This is a genomic window from Nocardioides sp. F233, from assembly GCF_057813895.1.
Genome location: NZ_JBVASH010000002.1, coordinates 46,461 through 62,843, shown reverse-complemented (window position 1 = coordinate 62,843; position 16,383 = coordinate 46,461). Strand labels below are relative to the sequence as shown.

Sequence of the window (16,383 nt, the reverse complement as noted above, 5' to 3'; positions counted from 1 at the left end):
ATCGGGCACAGTTGCTGGGACAACGTCCCGACCTCGTCGGCGACCCTTCAGCACGGTCCCGGGACGGACCGATCGTGTTCCCATGCAGCACGCTCTGCGCAGTGGGATTCTCGGACTCGCCGGCCTGGCACTCGCCGTCGGCACCCTCGCGTTGCCTGCCGCGGCCGCACCCGAGCCGGACGTGCCGGGCCTGACCGCCGCCGAGCAGCGACTGCTGGCCTCCGACCCGTCGCTGGACGTGGCCACGGACGGCACCCTGTTCGCGGTCGACGAGTGGACCCCGCCGCCCGCCGCGCCGACGGCGACCACCTCGGACGCACCGCCCCCCGCGGTCGCCGAGACCCTCGCCGCCGCAGCGGACGTCCCGACGTTCTCCCTGCACAGCCGTCCCGGTGCGGCCCGCAGCATCTACCTCGACTTCGACGGCGGCAGCCTGCTCGCCACCAACTCGTGGCTCCTCAACGGCCTCAACAGCCTGCTGTTCGGCGGCTGGTCGCTGGACGCGCTGGCGCTGCTCTTCTCCGACTCCGAGCAGGCCGTGATCCGCGAGGTCTGGGCCCGGGTCGCCGAGGACTTCGCGCCCTGGGACGTGGACGTCACCACCCAGGAGCCGCTGTACGGCGGCCTGTTCCGGGTCTCGAGCAACGATCCGACGTACGGCGCCCGCGTGGCGTTCACCAACGACGGTTCGGTGCAGACCCAGCTGTGCGGCGGCGGGTGCGGCGGCATCGCCTGGATCGGCACCTACAACGAGATCGCCTCCGGCGAGCAGCACAGCCCGGCCTGGGTGTTCCCGGCCTCGCTGGGCCAGAAGGCGAAGAACATGGCGGACGCGGCCGCGCACGAGGCCGGACACACGCTCGGCCTCTCGCACGACGGCACCGGCTCCAGCGGCTACTACGGCGGCACCCCGCTGTGGGGACCGATCATGGGCAGCCCCTACGGCTCGGCGATCACCCAGTGGTCGCGCGGCGACTACTCCGGGGCCAACAACCACGAGGACGACCTCGCGGTGATCGGCGCGCACGGGCTCCCGCTGCGCACCGACGAGGCCGGCAGCACGCCCGCGACGGCCGCCGACCTGACGACGCTCCCCGACGACGGCGGCGTCATCTCGACCCCGACGGACAGCGACTGGTACGCCCTGACCGACTGCCTCGGCACGCTCACCGCCACCGCATCACCGGCCGGGATCGGACCGAACCTCGACATCGCTCTCGAGCTGCGCGACGCCGCCGGCAACGTGATGGCCTCCAGCGCGCCCCAGACCGTTCGCACCTCCGGCGGCGCGATCAGCGGGATGGGCGCCTCGCTCACCGTCCCCCTCGCCGGCGGCCCCTACTACCTGGCGGTGTCGGGCGGCGGCTCGGGCCCCGGCGGCACCAGTGGCTGGTCCATCAACGGCGGTGGGTACGACGACTACGGCAGCCTCGGCCACTACCAGCTCTTCATGGCGGGCTGCGCCGGTGGCACCGGCGTACCCGTCCCCCCGGACACGGAGATCCCCTTCGACCCGTCCGGAAGCCCCGACCCCGCGCCCCCCGGGCTGCCCACCTCCCGGCCGGGTACGCCGCACGCTCCCTCCGCGAAGAAGGGCGCCCGGGGTGGCCGGATCACCATCGATGTGCAGTGGACCCCGCCGGCCAGCGGGGGCGGCACGATCACCGGCTACGTGCTGCAGGTGTTCCGGCTCGACGCGCACGGTCGCGTCCTGTCCCGCAGCAAGACCGGCGTGCTGTCCGGCCAGGCCACCGGCGCCGAGGTCCGGCTGCCCGGCAAGGGCCGCTGGGCGGTCCGACTGCGGGCCCGCAACGACCTCGGCTGGGGCCCGTTCAGCCCGCGGTCCGCGGCGGCGAACGGCCGCTGAGGGGGCTCCGCCGGCGGCGGCGAACGACGGACTGTAACACGCCGTCCACCGCACTACCCGGCGGTTGTCAGCAGAATCGGCGCATTTTCGGGCCGTTTTCTGCTGAGAAGTGGCGACCAGTCGCGTGGACAGCGTGTTACAGCGGCGGCGACGTGCGGCCCGCCAGGGCCCGGGACGATGCGTTGCGCGAAGGACTCATGGTGTTGGTTTGGCGCTCGCTGCGCTCGCGCATGTCGCGCGCGCTTTGGCGCGTCGCCTTCCTCCGCTCCGCTCGTTCCTCGCTCCGCTACGTCCAGGCAACGCGGCGCGCGCGACGAAAAGCTGAATGTCGTCACGCGCCCGAAGGGCGCCCGACATGTGCGAGCGACGCGAGCGCCAAACGACTCAGGCGTTCTCAGCGCCCCGGCGCCAGCGGATGCCGGCCTCGAGGAAGCCGTCGATCTCGCCGTCGAAGACGGGCTGCGGGTTGCCGGTCTCGTAGCCGGTGCGCAGATCCTTGACGATCTGGTACGGGTTGAGGACGTAGTTGCGCATCTGGTCGCCCCAGCTGGCGGCGACGTCGCCCTTGAGGTCCTTCTTGAGCGCGGCCTCCTCGGCCTTCTTCTTCGCGAGGAGCTTGGCCTTGAGGACGATCATCGCGGCGGCCTTGTTCTGCAGCTGCGACTTCTCGTTCTGGCAGGACACCACGATGCCGGTGGGGAGGTGCGTGAGGCGGACCGCGGAGTCGGTCGTGTTGACCGACTGGCCACCGGGACCACCGGACCGGAAGACATCCGTGCGGATCTCGTTCTCGTCGACCTCGATCTCGTCAGTCTGCTCGAGCTGCGGGACGACCTCGACCGCGGCGAAGGAGGTCTGGCGACGCCCCTGGTTGTCGAACGGGCTGATCCGGACCAGGCGGTGGGTGCCGACCTCGACGGACAGCGTGCCGTAGGCGTACGGCGCGTGGATCGCGAACTCGGCCGACTTGATGCCGGCCTCCTCGGCGTAGGAGACGTCGTAGACCTCGACGGGGTACTTGTTGCGCTCGGCCCAGCGGGTGTACATCCGCATCAGCATCTCGGCGAAGTCCGCGGCGTCGACACCACCGGCGCCGGAGCGGATCGTGACGATGGCCTCGCGCTCGTCGTACTCACCGGAGAGCAGGGTACGGACCTCGAGGCCCTCGACGGCGGCCTTGACCCGGGTGAGCTCGGCGTCGGCCTCGGCGAGGGTGTCGGCGTCGCTCTCCTCGGCAGCGAGCTCGGCGAGGACGCCGAGGTCCTCGATGCGCTGCTGCAGACCGCGGAACCGCTCGACCTGACCCTGCAGGGCGGAGAGCCGGCCGGTGACGCGAGTGGCGTTGGCCTGGTCGTCCCACAGGTCGGGGGCGGCGACCTGCTCGCCGAGCTCGGCGATCTCACGCTCCATCTTCGGCAGGTCGAGGACCTGCTCGATGGTGTGCATCGTCGCAGTCAGCTGCTTGATCTCGGCGTCGTAATCGGGGCCTGCCACAAGGAGCAAGGTTACGCACTCTGTCGGGACGACGACGAACCAGCGACCGTTCGGCGACCCCTTGACGAAAAAACGTGAACAACTTTCAGAAAATAGGTGTGCCCGCGGTCACAACCTGCTTGACTCCCGCTCACTCCCTCCGCCACACGGTCCCCGTGTCCGTACCTCTCGGGTGGCACCCCCCTCCTGACGGGACGGTGACGCATGCTCCCTGCGCCGATCGACAACACACTCCTGCCCGGGCGCCGCCGACGCGCGGCCCGCTCCTTCCGACGACGGATGGCGTGGCTCAGCGTCCTCGCGACGATCGTCGCGGGCCTGGTCACGACCACCGGCATCGCGCCCGCGAGCGCCGACCAGGCCAGCGGTGACGACGCCGTCACGTGGAACACCGGGTGGGCGTGGACCTACCAGACGTCCTTCCAGTACGTCGGCGACACGGCGAACGTCACGATCAACGAGAACGTGACCTACACGGTCGCGGGCATCGAGACGTTCCAGGGGCACAGCGCCTACAAGCTCAACATCACCGGCAACATCACCGGCGGCAGCGGCTCTGCGAGCACCCCGCAGGGCAATGCCAACCTCAGCAACTTCTCCGGGTCCGTGAGCGGCACGAAGTACGTCCGCCGCTCCGACCTGGCCCTGCTGCAGGAGAAGCAGCACCAGAACCTGGCTGCGAAGGCCTCGATCTCGATCATCTCGGTGAACATCACCGCGGCCATCGACCTCGAGATGACCCCGCGCGGCGGCTGGGAGGCCATCGACTTCCCGATCGAGGCCGGCCAGAGCTGGCAGAACGACGTCGACGTCGACTACACCGGCGGCTTCACGTACGACGCCGGCAGCCTCGGTGGCAGCGGCGGCAGCCCGTTCGACGGCACCTTCTCTCTCGACGCCCCGGCGAACGTCACCAACGCGACCGCGAGCGTCCCGGTGGGCAACATCGCGACCCGCAGGGTCCACTCGCAGAACGCGGACGCCTCGATGGTGAGCACCCACTGGTGGTCCCCGAACCACCGCAACGACGCGCAGGAGTACCTCAAGCTCCCGCTCGACGGCGCCGTGCTGACCATCGACCGCAAGCTGTCGAACGCGACCATCCCGGCCGCGGCCACCAGCCTCACCGAGACCGTCACCCCGTCCCTCGCGTGTGCCGGCGCCGACGTCACCGTCGCCGGCAAGCTGGGCACCGGCGCGGCCGGCGTCCCGGTGAGCCTCACCCTGGACAAGTCGCCCCTGAGCGCGGGCCAGGGCGTCACCGCGACCACCACGACGACCGCGGGTGGCAACTACACCGCGACCCTCACCGCCCCCGCCGAGACCGACGGCCTGCAGAAGGGCGGCGTCCGCGGCACCTGGGGCATCCTCGTCACCGCCGGTGGCGTCACCAGCGTGGCCACGCTGGTCGTCACCCCGAAGAACTGCAGCACCCTCGCGTACGGCGGCGACACCTCCGCCCCGCAGGGCAGCACCGCCACGGTCCGGGCCACCCTCACCGACCGGTCCGGCGCCAGCGCGGCCGGCCGCACCGTCACGTTCAGCCTGTCGGGCGGCGCGACGGCCAACGCCACGACGAACGCGTCCGGTGTCGCCGAGACCCAGATCTCGGTCGCGGGGCCGCCGCGCACGGCGACCCTGACGGCGTCGTACGCCGGTGACGCCGGCCACGAGCCCGCCTCGGCGCAGACCTCGTTCGCGATCGGCACGATCCCGACCACCACCTCCGTCATCGCCCAGCCGGGCGTCGTGACCATCGGCGACCCGGTCCGCTTCACCGCGACCGTCACCCCGAGCCACGGCGGCAACCCGGGCGGCACCGTCCTGTTCAACGTCGACGGGGCCGACTTCGGCTCCGCCGTACCGCTCAGCGGCGGCCAGGCGACCAGCGCCCAGCTCTCGACCCTCGGCCTCGGCTACCACACCGTGATCGCCACCTACAGCGGCACGAGCGACCACACCGGCAGCACCTCGAGCTCGGTCACCTTCCGGGTCCGCGAGCCGCTGCTGGCCACCAGCACCTCCTCGTCGGTCTCCCCCGGCTCGGCGGTCCACGGCCAGCCGGTCACCCTCTCGGCGACCGTCACGACCGGCGCCGGCACCCCCACGGGTGACGTCGTGTTCACCGTCGGCGGCACCGAGGTCGGTCGCGCCGGCGTCGACGGCAGCGGCAACGCCTCCACCGTGGTCACCGACCTCCCGGTCGGCTCCAACCAGGTCGTGGCCAGCTACACCGGCGACGACGTGTACGCCGGCAGCACGGCCACCCAGCGCACCGTGAACGTCGCCAAGGCGGCAGTCGCGGTCGCTCTGGACGGCCCGACGGGCAGCACGGTCAGCGGCCAGGCGGTGAGCTACACCGCCACCGTCACGGTCGAGGCCCCCGGCGGCGGTACGCCGGCCGGCCAGGTCCAGCTCCTCGTCGACGGCAGCAACGTCGGCAGCCCGGTCACGCTCGACAACGGTCTCGCGGTGTTCGCGCCGGTCACCTCCCTCGGTGCCGGCACCCACACCGTCGAGGCCCGCTACGCAGGCAACGCCGACTACCTCGCCGGCGCGGACCAGGCCGAGCAGGACGTCGACGCCGCCGACACCACCACCGTGGTGCAGGCGAACCCGTCGCCGTCGGTGCAGGACCAGAACGTCACCCTCACCGCATCGGTCGCCGCCGTCAGCCCCGGCGCGGGCGCGCCCACCGGCACGGTGACCTTCTACGCCGGCACCGACTCTCTCGGCGCCGTCCCGCTCGTGGCCACGGCCGCGGGCAGCGTCGCCACCCTCGACATCGACGACCTGCCGGCGGGCACGCACCAGATCACCGCTCGCTACGTCGGTGACGACGACTACAACGCCAGCGAGTCGGAGGCCGTCGCCCACACGGTGATCCCGGGTGCCTCGGTCGTGGCCACCACGACCACGCTCACGTCGAGCGCCAACCCGTCGGCGTACGGCGCCGGGGTGAGTTTCCGAGCGACCGTCACCGCCGAGGGCGACACCCCGTCCGGCACCGTGCAGTTCTCGCTCGACGGACAGGACCTCGGCGGCCCGGTGGCTCTCGAGGACGGCGTCGCGGTGAGCCCGCAGGTCGACTCCGCGGAGCCGGGTGACCACACGGTCATCGCCAGCTTCGACGCGGCTCCGGGCTTCGCCGGCAGCGGCGACATCCTCACCCAGTCGGTCGAGACCGGGACCGCGGACGTGTCCATCACCTCCTCGGCGGCCTCCTCCGGCGTCGGCGAGGGCGTCCAGTTCACCGCCGAGGTCACCTCGGAGGGTGGTATCGCACCGACCGGTGTCGTGCAGTTCTCGGTCGACGGCCACCCGGTCGGCTCCGCCGTCACCCTGGTGGACGGGGCCGCGACCAGCGCGACCCTCAGCGACCTGGCGCCGGGCACCCACACCGTCGCGGTCCTCTACTCGGGCGACCTGCGCTACGGCGCCGGAACCGCGGACCTCACCCAGGTCGTCGGCGTCATCGCGACCACCACCGGCCTGGTCCTCGACAAGGCCTTCTCGGTCTACGGCGACGCCGTCACCCTCACCGCGACCGTGACCCCGGCCGAGGGCCGCCTCGGCTCGCCGACGGGCACCGTGAAGTTCACCGAGAACGGGCAGGTCGTCGCGACGGCCACCCTCGCTCCCGGCGCGAACAACACGGCCGTGGCCACCGCGACGGTCTCGGGGCTCGGCGCGGGCAACCACGCGATCAAGGCGGAGTACGCCGGCACCAACCGGTTCGGCGCCAGCACCTCCACCGCCCGCAGCATCTCGGTGGCCAAGCAGCCGACCGCGATCCAGGCCACGCCTGCGGTCGTCTCGCTGACGCCACTGCTGCTGCCGCTCGGCCAGCTCCGGGCGACGGTCACCGCGGGCGGCAGCCCGCTGGCCGGCGTACCGCTGGAGTTCCGGGTGGGCGCGAAGCTCGTCTGCACCACCGTGACCAACGAGTCCGGGTTCGCCGTCTGCAACGCGGCCGCCCAGGTCCTGCAGCTCACCCTCCTCGGTGGCTACAACGTCACCTTCGCGGGTGACGCCAACCACCTCTCCTCCACGGCGCACGGCGCCATCCTGAAGTGAGGCGTGCTCCCATGAAAGGAACCTCTGTGCGGCGCATGATCGCGGCCTTCGCGGCCACCACTGTGGGACTCGGGATCCCCGTCGTCCTGGCCTCGTCGGCCTCGGCCGACATCACGGCCCCGGCCCAGAACGCCGTCCTCCGCGGCACCGTCACCCTCTCCGCAAGCGGCGCGACCGACAGCGGCACCGGCTGCATCAACGCCCCCTCGCCGATGACCCAGCTGCAGCTGCGGATCCCCGGCGGCGCGGAGGTTTTCAACAACGAGCAGAACGGCACCGGCGCCAAGAGCGTCCAGGTCGACACGCACAACTACCCCAACGGCGCCTACGTCGCCCGGGCCAATGAGCGGAACCGGTCGGGCTTCCTCTACTGCCCGACGTCGTGGAAGACGACCGACCGCTCGGTGACGATCGACAACATCACCGCGCTGGCCTACACCGGCGTCACCTCGGGTGCGCAGAACACCTCGGTGACGGTCTCCGCGAAGCTGACCGACCCCAACCTGGCCACGTCGGTGCTGCCGAGCCGGGTGGTCACCTTCTCCCTCTCGGGAGGTACGTCGGTCAACGGCACCACCGACGCCAACGGTGTCGCCACGGCGACCCTGCCGGTGGCCGGGCCGCCGCGGACCGCGACCGTGACAGCGTCCTTCGCGCAGACCGCCTACTACAAGGGCTCCACGGCGCAGGCTTCGTTCGACGTGCAGAAGAACGCGTCGACGACCACGGTCGTGCAGCCCACGCCGGTCGTCCACGGCCAGGCCGCCTCGTTCACCGCGCAGGTCGCGGCGAACGACGGCACCAGCACCCCGACCGGGACCATCCAGTTCACGGTCGACGGTGACGACTTCGGCGCACCCGTGCCGATCACGGGCGGCTCCGCGTCGTCGGGGTCGACCTCGTCGCTGAGCACCGGCAACCACACGATCGGGGCCCGCTACAGCGGTGACTCCAACGTGGCCGCCAGCACCGCTGTCACCAAGCAGCTGACGGTGGGCAAGGCGCCGACCAGCACGGTGCTCACCAGCACCGGGTCGCCGACGGTCAGCGGCCAGGCGGTCACCTTCACCGCCACAGTCAGCGTCGTCTCCCCCGGGGCAGGCGACCCCGCCGGCGGCGTCCAGTTCAACGTCGACGGCGACCCCTACGGCACCGCCGTCGCGCTGACCGGCGACCACGCGGAGCTCAGCATCAGCAACCTCGCGCCGGGCAACCACACCGTGCAGGCGACGTACAACGGCAACGGCGACTTCGCCACGAGCGCCTCCGCCGAGCTCACCCACGGCGTCGACCGCGCCGACACCTCGGTGAGCGTGAGCACCTCGAACGCCGACGCCGTCGCGGGCGAGCCGCTCACCTTCACCGCCGACGTCGACGTCGTCGGGCCCGGTGCGGGCGACCCGAGCGGAAACGTCCAGTTCTTCGCGGACGGCGACCCGATCGGCTCGCCGGTCCCGCTCAACGGCGGCAGCGCCGTGTCGGCGCCAGTGAGGCTGGACGCCGGCGACCACCTGATCACCGCCAACTACGAGGGCGACACCCGCTTCGCGGGCGCCACCTCGACGCTCGACCAGGAGGTCGCCGCGGCCCCCACCGCGACCGAGGTCGTGGTCTCCCCCAGCCCGTCGGTCTTCGGTCAGTCGGTGACCGTCACGGCGACGGTCACCCCGGTCGCGCCGGCCACCGGTGAGCCGGGCGGCGGGATCCAGTTCACGATCGACGGCCAGCCCGGCACGTTCGTGACGCTCGAGGACGGCGCCGCGGCGATCACCACGAGCTCGCTCGCGCGGGGCACCCACACCGTGAAGGCGACCTACTTCAGCTCCGACCCGAACTTCGTCACCAGCACCTCGCCGGTCGTGAACCACACGGTCAACAAGGCGGCGACGAAGACCACGGTCACGACCAACGCCCCGGTCGCGGTCGTCGGCCAGCCGGTGACGTTCACGGCCACGGTCGGTGCGGTCGCGCCGGGTGCCGGGTCTCCCTCGGGCACCGTCACCTTCACCGACGGCGACACCGTCCTCGGCTCGGCCCCGGTCAGCTCGGCCACCGGCGGGATCGCGTCGATCACCGTCGACTCGCTCTCCGTCGGCCAGCACGCCGTGATCGCGACGTACGACGGCGACGACAGCTTCACGGGCAGCAACGGCTCGGTCGCGCAGAAGGTCCAGCGGGCCCAGACCTCGACCGTCGTCTCGTCGACGGCGAACCCGTCGCAGCCGGGGGCCGCGGTGCACTTCACCGCGACGGTGAGCCCGGTGGCGCCCGGTGCCGGCGTCCCGGGTGGCACGGTGCAGTTCAAGGTCAACGGAGCCGCCCTCGGCGCCCCCGTGGCCCTCGTCGACGGCGCTGCGACCAGCTCCGACTTCGCCAACCTCGCACCCGGCACCTACCGGATCTCGGCGGTCTACAGCGGTGAGTCGCGGTTCGTCGCCAGCACCGGCCTGCTCGACCAGGGCAACGGCCAGACCGTCGCCAAGGCCGGCACGGCCACCGAGCTGGCCTCCGACGACGCCGAGGCCGACGCCGGCCAGACGGTGACCTTCACCGCCACGGTCCGCGCGGTCGCTCCGGCCACCGGCAAGCCGACCGGTGTGGTGCAGTTCTGGGACGGCACCACCCTGCTCGGCGCGGCCAGCCTGACGCCGGCCTCCGCGGCGAACACCAGCACCGCCACGTTCGCCACGGCCACGCTGGCTCCCGGCACCCACGAGATCCGGGCGTCGTACGGCGGCAGCGTGACCTTCGAGGGCTCCACCGAGTCGACCTCGCAGGTGGTCGGCGCCGGCGTGACCGTCGTCGGGATCGCCTCCAGCGCCAACCCGTCGTCGTACGGCGACCGGGTGACGCTGACCGCGATCGTGGCCGACAGCGCCCCCGCTCCCGGAAAGCCGACCGGCGCGGTGACCTTCCGCTCCGGCGGCAACGTCATCGGCACGGCGACCCTGGCGACCGTCGACGGCCAGCAGCAGGCGAAGCTCGACGTCGACGGCCTCGCCGCCGGCAGCTACACCCTGACGGCGACCTACTCGGGTGACGCCACCCGGGCCGGCGCCACGTCGCCGGCACTGAACCAGGTCGTGCAGCGCGCAGCCACCCACCTCGACGACCTCAAGGTGATCAACTCGCAGCTGTTCACGGTCCGCGAGGTCACGGCCACGCTGCGCGGTCCGCGCAACGAGCCGCTCGCCGGCCAGACGCTGGTGTTCTCGACCAACACCACGGTCTCGGCCGGGTACCTCGAGATCTGCCGCGCGGTCACCGACGCCAACGGGTACGCCAAGTGCCGGGTGCCGGGGGCGATCCCGGCGTACGTCAACGCCGACGGCTTCACCGTGACCTTCGCCGGCAACGCCAACTACCAGCCGGCCACCGACCACGGCGGCGGCCGCTGATCGTCAGCAGGTCCAGCAGCGAGGGGCGCGTCCACACCGGACGCGCCCCTCGTCGTTTGCTGGAGCGTCTACGCGCCCTTGATGTCGACCGAGGCCAGCATCTGCTCGATCATCTGGTCGCCGCCGGGCAGTGCAGTCGGCACCCGGAACTGCACAGTCACGTCCAGGATGCCGCCGTCCACCACGAGGCTGCCGACCACGGTCAGCGGGGTGGGAACCACCGTCCAGTCCGGGGAGTCGGTCAGCCGCATGCTCACCGCCTCCACGCTGACCACCTTCCCGGTCGCCGGCACCAACCGGAGCGCCCGAGAGATGCTCACGGCACCTAGGCGCCCTTGATGTCGGCCGAGGCCAGCATCTGCTCGATCATCTGATCACCGTCGGGAAGGCCGGCCGGCACACGGAACTCCAGCCGGAAGGCCCGGTCGCCGACCACCGCACCGACGACGTAGAGGTGGAGCTCGCCCGTGCGGCCATCGAGCACGAAGCAGTCCACCCCGTCCACAACGCGGTTCGACAACCGTTTGGGGGCCGCCGGCTCCCTGGCCAACGTCCGCTCCCAGGAAACGGCCTCGTCGTCGGTGTCGCGACCCGGCTGGTTCGGCGCGTCCTGCACACCGACGTTCAGGGTTCCGCCGGTGTCCGGGTGAAGGGATGCGAGCACGATCACCGCGGTCTTGGTCACGTTCCAGTCTGGCGAGTCGGTCAGGCGCAGGCTCACCGTCGCCACGCTGACCTCCGTGCCCGTCGCCGGTACGACCGACGGCGTGTCAGGGGCGGTCGGCGTGGCCTGCGACGTGGCCTCCGACGTGGCCTCCGTCGCTCCGGCCGTGCTCGGCGTGGGCGTGCCCTTGCCAGCACCGGGATCGTCGTTCGCGCACGCCGCGAGACCGAGGACCAACGCCGCCGCCGACACAAGCCGGAGCGCCCGAGAGATCGTCACCACTGCTCTCCTGTCACGATGAGGGCGTCCAGTCTGACACCTCCGTTTGGATGGTCCCGAGGCTGGGTAGCCGTCGTGCGTCGACCATCCTCGGGACCACGAAGGACCACGCCATGCTTCCCGATGCACCCGCAACAGCTCCGATCTTCGCGCCACTCTTCACCGTGCCCGTCCTCGCCGCCGTCGAGAACGTCGTGCTGTACGTCCTCAAGACCGAGGTCCAGGCGGTCCACAAGATCCTCGACGAGCAGATCACGGCGCTCCAGAGCCTCAACTTCACCGAGCAAGGCGCCGCACCGACCGGGGCCTACGGGCAAGGCCACGAGTCCACCGTCCTCGCCACGGAGCACAAGCGTGCCCACGGGGTCATCGTCGACTCTCTCGTCGAGATGCGCGCCGACCTCGGCGCCTTCCAGGAAGCGATCATCGCGGCACAGGCGGTCATCGGCGAGACCGACGAGCAGGCCGAGGCGGACCTCCAGAAGGCCCTTGCTCGCACGCAGGGTCTCGATCTCGGCGTGAACACCGACAACGACGACGACGGGGTGAACTTCTGATGGGCAAGCAGCATCTCGACGACCTCAAGCACCGCCGCCAGGGCATGTCCAGCGGTGCGATCAGCGACGTCCAGGACTCGTGGCAGCTCACCGCGATGTCGTTGAACGAGATCTACAAGGCGCTCGACACCGCCAGCACCGCCATGCCCACCGCCATCGGCGGCGAGAAGATCCTCGAACAGGCGAGGAACGCGTTCAAGCAGGCCGCAGAGAAGGTCGGCCAGCGGCAGGTCCAGATCTCGGGCGTCGCCGCGGCGCTCGGTGAGGCCTACCCCGCGATGGCCGCTGCGGAGAAGGCCGCCGACGGCGCCCCGACCGTCTCGCCCGTCGACCCCGGCCCGGCGCCCGGCACCGGCGCCACCACCGAGGAGCTGAACGACTGGGCGACCAGGAACGAGACCTACAAGACCGACACCAAGACGGTCGACGACGCTGACGAGGACGCCCGCAAGAAGGTCGAGACGCTCCTCAAGGAGTACGCCACCACCGTCGCCGCGCTCAAGGAGATCAAGGGCGAGCCCAAGGTCCCGGTCGGCGACGGCGGCGGCGACCCCGGTCCTGTCGGGCCGCGCTACCAGCCGCCGCCGCGCTCCACCCCGGTCGGCACCTGGATCGGCACCGGCGGACCGGACCGCCCCGACGTCCACTACCCGAACGACCCCGGCATCCCCGATGGGCCGCACGACCCCGGGTACCCGAGCGGACCGCACGACCCCGGATACCCGGGCTACCCCGGCGGACCGGACGGTCCCGGATACCCGGGCTACCCCGGTGGACCCGGCGGCGGCCCCGGTGGTCCGGGGGGTTCCGGCGGTGACCACGGCTTCGGCGTCGGACCCGCGGTCCTCGGCGGCGCGGCGGCCGGTGCCTTCGGCGCCCCCGGCCTGGTCCGTGGCATCCGCGGTCTGGTCGCCGGTCGCGGCCTGAGCGGCAGCAGCGTCGGCGCGATCGGCTCGACCTCCCGCACGGGTGGAACCGGCTCGCTGGGCCGCACCGGATCCGGTACGCCGGGCAGCCCGGTCGCGCGCGGCGGCGGACGTGGCGCAGGGGCCGGCCGCGGTGGCGCCGGTGGCCGCGGGAGCGGCGCGGCGGGCGCGGCGGGCGGCCGTGGCCGGCGTCGCGACGGCGAGAAGGACGGTCAGGACCGCGACCTGTTCGACGACGGCGAGGAGTGGATCGACGACGAGGGCGCCGCTCCCGGCGTCCTCGACTGACCAGGTCCCCCCAGCAACGCACGACGCCCCGGCCGCGCATCGCGGCCGGGGCGTCGTGCTGTTCGGACGAGTCCGGGGACGAGCCTCAGGTGCAGTTGGCCGTGTGCTTGGCCTGAGCCGCAGCGAGGTTCGCGTCGGCGGTGCCGAGGCCGGCCCGCGCTGCGGACACCGCGGCCCGTGCCTTCGCCAGCTTGACCTTGAGCTGGGCGACCTTCGCCTTCCTGCCCAGCTGCTTCGCGGCCTTCTTCTTGGCATTCAACTGGGTGACCTTGGCCTCCGCCTTGACCAGGGCGGCCGTCGCACCGGCCTGCGCGACCGTCGCCGTGGTGAGCGCGGTGCTGGCCGTGCCGCAGGCCGGGGACTGAGCCGCCGTGAGCACGGTGACGGGGGCCGAGACCGCCGAGCCGTCGAGGTAGCCCGCGCGCTTCGCGGTGACCTTGACGCTCAGCTGCTGACCGGCCGCCTGCGGCGGGACGACGAGGAACACCCCGGTCCCGATCGGCTGGGCCGATCCGGAGCGGAACCACTCGACGAGGTAGCCGGAGGAGTCAGCCGGCCACGGGTTCCAGACGCCGACGTTGGCGCCGACGAGGTCGCCCACCTTCGGCAGGCCCGACGCGGGGTTCACCAGGACCTTGGGCGGCGCGATGTTCTGCATCGTCTTCGTGCCGGCGGCCTCGATGAGGACCTTCGCGGACTCGACCGGGGCATCGGTGTAGCCGGTCTTCTTCGCGGTCACCTCGACGCTGAGCTGCTTACCGGTGGTGCCGGCCGGGACGACCAGCTCCTTGCCGGTGGCGCCGGCGACCGGCGCCCCGTCGACCAGCCAGCGGTAGCTGAAGCCGTCGGGGCCGGCGGGCCACACGCCGTCGTACGCGACGACCGTGGCGCCCGGCATCGGCGTGCCGTAGACCTTCGGCGCGACCGCTGCCTGCAGCGTGCCCTTGGCGACGACGTCGCTGGGCTCCGAGGTCGCCTGGCCGGAGGTGTGGCCGGCCTTGGTCGCGACCGCCTTGACCGTGAGCGTCTTGCCCGCGGCCGCGGACGGCACGACGACGTAGCTGCCGCTCGCGAAGGACGTGGCCTCACCGGTGACGAACCACTGCAGGGTGACGCTGTCCGGCTCGGCGCTCCACACACCCGGGTGCGCGCCGACCAGCTGGCCGACCTTCGGGTTCGGCGTGATCGCCGGGGCGACGAGGTTCTCCAGCGCCGGGCTGGCACCGGCCGCCAGGACCGGGCCCTGGGGCGACGAGACGGCGTAGCCGTCGGCGTTGCCCGCCTTGGTCGCCTTGACCGCGATGGCGAGCATCTCGCCCTCGGCGTCAGCCGGAACGACCAGGCTGGGGCCGGTGCCGATCGGGTCCGGCGAGCCGGAGCGGTACCAGGCGACGGTCTTCGTGGCGTCGCTCGGGTTCCAGGTGCCGGTGTTGGCGGTGACCGTCGCGCCGACCTTCAAGGTGCCCTCGATCGAAGGAGCCACGGTGTTCTGGACCGGGTTCGCTCCCTGAGCGGTGACCGTCACCGGGGCGGAGGTGGCGACCGCGTCGTCGTACGCCGCCTTGGTGGCGGTGACCTCGACGCTCAGCTTCTTGCCGGCCGCGGCCGCCGGGACGACGAGCGTCTTGCCGGTGCCGACCGGGGCGACCGTGCCCTCCACGAACCAGCGGTAGCTGGTGGCGTCGGGGGCCGGGAACCAGGAGCCGGGCCAGGCCTCGACGGTGTTGCCGACGACCGGCGAGCCGAAGATCGCCGGCTCCTCGACGTTCTGCAGGGTGCCGTCACCGACGGCGTCCGACGGCACGGAGGTGGCGGTGGCGTCCGCGCGGCCGGCCTTGTGGGCGGTGGCCTTCACGGTGAGCGTCTCGCCGAGCGCGGCCGCCGGGACCACGATGGTCAGGCCGGTGCCGATCGGGCTCGCGGAACCGGAGCGGAACCACTCGACGTCGACCGAGTCGGCCTGCGGGTCCCAGACGCCCGGGTGGGCCACGGCGAGCGCGCCGACGGACGGGTGCTCGCTGATCGCGGGCTTCGCGACATTCGTGACCGGTCCCGTGCCGGGCGCGTGAGCGGTGACGGGGTCGGAGGTCGCGACGCCGTCCTTCCAGTCGTCCGCCTCGAGGGTCACCTCGACGGTCAGCTTCTTGCCGTCGGCGGCCGCGGGGACGACGAGCTCCTTGCCGGTCCCGATCGGGGCCGCGGTGCCCTCCTGGAACCAGCGGTAGGTGTAGCTGTCGGCCTCGACCGACCAGGCGCCTTCCCAGACGACGACGGTGCTGCCGGTCTCGGGCGTGCCGAAGACGGCGGGCTTCACGTAGTTGGCCGGCGTGCCGGGCAGGACCGCTGCGCTCGGCTTCGAGGCCACGGTGGTCGAGGTGTAGGTGGCCTTGGCGGCGGTGGCCTTGACCGTCAGGGTCTGGCCGAGCGCCTCGAACGGTACGACGATCGCCGAGCCGGTGCCGATCGGGTCGGTCGAGCCGGAGCGGTACCACGTGAGCGTGACCGAGTCCGGGGTCGGCGACCACACGCCGGGGTGGGCGACCGCGAGCTGGCCCACGGTCGGCCCGTCGTCGGGGGCGGCCGGGTCGTCGTAGATCGACGGCGGAGCCAGGTTCCGGACCGGCCCGGGATCAGCGGCCTGGGCGGCCGGCGAAGCGGCGGCGGACAGGGCCACCAGGCCCAGCAGTGCCACCGCTGCGGCCAGCAGCATCGAGAGCAGCTGCCGGAGCACCGGCACAGCCGGACGGCTGCGCGCCGCCCCCAGGAAATGCGGACGCATCAATCGACTCCCCATAAGTCGTTACGTGCCCGAGGGCACAGGATTCGCGCAGAG

At 72.2% G+C, this 16,383-nt stretch carries 9 protein-coding genes; 5 read left to right on the top strand and 4 right to left on the bottom strand.

All coding sequences use genetic code 11. The features are described from left to right. Positions 1–82: 82 nt before the first annotated feature. Positions 83–1,867 carry a zinc-dependent metalloprotease family protein gene (locus ACZYRU_RS06655; protein WP_488956303.1) on the top strand — a complete coding sequence of 595 codons (1,785 nt, stop codon included), beginning with the start codon at positions 83–85 and terminating at the stop codon, positions 1,865–1,867. A gap of 384 nt (positions 1,868–2,251) precedes the next feature. Here the strand turns inward: ACZYRU_RS06655 and prfB are convergent, their stop codons facing one another. Then, positions 2,252–3,361 (bottom strand): peptide chain release factor 2, encoded by a 1,110-nt coding sequence (gene prfB / locus ACZYRU_RS06650; protein ID WP_488956302.1) that lies wholly within the window; start codon positions 3,359–3,361, stop codon positions 2,252–2,254. A 204-nt stretch (positions 3,362–3,565) separates the two neighbouring features. Here prfB and ACZYRU_RS06645 point away from each other — a divergent pair, with 204 nt between their 5' ends. Then, positions 3,566–7,438 carry a beta strand repeat-containing protein gene (locus ACZYRU_RS06645; RefSeq protein ID WP_488956301.1) on the top strand — a complete coding sequence of 1,291 codons (3,873 nt, stop codon included), beginning with the start codon at positions 3,566–3,568 and terminating at the stop codon, positions 7,436–7,438. 35 nt (positions 7,439–7,473) lie between these two features. Beyond that, positions 7,474–10,836: an Ig-like domain repeat protein gene (locus ACZYRU_RS06640; RefSeq protein WP_488957186.1), complete on the top strand. Its 3,363-nt coding sequence runs from the start codon at positions 7,474–7,476 to the stop codon at positions 10,834–10,836. 68 nt (positions 10,837–10,904) lie between these two features. Here ACZYRU_RS06640 and ACZYRU_RS06635 read toward each other — a convergent pair whose 3' ends face one another. Both ACZYRU_RS06635 and ACZYRU_RS06630 read right to left on the bottom strand, forming a co-directional pair. Then, a complete protein-coding gene (locus ACZYRU_RS06635; RefSeq protein ID WP_488956300.1) occupies positions 10,905–11,156 on the bottom strand; it encodes a hypothetical protein in 252 nt (83 codons plus the stop codon). Positions 11,157–11,161: 5 nt separating this feature from the next. Then, positions 11,162–11,779 (bottom strand): hypothetical protein, encoded by a 618-nt coding sequence (locus ACZYRU_RS06630; protein WP_488956299.1) that lies wholly within the window; start codon positions 11,777–11,779, stop codon positions 11,162–11,164. Between the two features lie 113 nt (positions 11,780–11,892). Here ACZYRU_RS06630 and ACZYRU_RS06625 point away from each other — a divergent pair, with 113 nt between their 5' ends. Then, positions 11,893–12,336: a hypothetical protein gene (locus ACZYRU_RS06625; protein ID WP_488956298.1), complete on the top strand. Its 444-nt coding sequence runs from the start codon at positions 11,893–11,895 to the stop codon at positions 12,334–12,336. Beyond that, positions 12,336–13,550 carry a hypothetical protein gene (locus ACZYRU_RS06620; RefSeq protein ID WP_488956297.1) on the top strand — a complete coding sequence of 405 codons (1,215 nt, stop codon included), beginning with the start codon at positions 12,336–12,338 and terminating at the stop codon, positions 13,548–13,550. The genes ACZYRU_RS06625 and ACZYRU_RS06620 overlap by 1 nt, the downstream gene beginning before the upstream one ends. An 85-nt stretch (positions 13,551–13,635) precedes the next feature. Here ACZYRU_RS06620 and ACZYRU_RS06615 read toward each other — a convergent pair whose 3' ends face one another. Further along, positions 13,636–16,329, bottom strand: coding sequence for a hypothetical protein (locus tag ACZYRU_RS06615; protein WP_488956296.1), 2,694 nt, complete (start codon positions 16,327–16,329; stop codon positions 13,636–13,638). Positions 16,330–16,383: the final 54 nt, after the last annotated feature.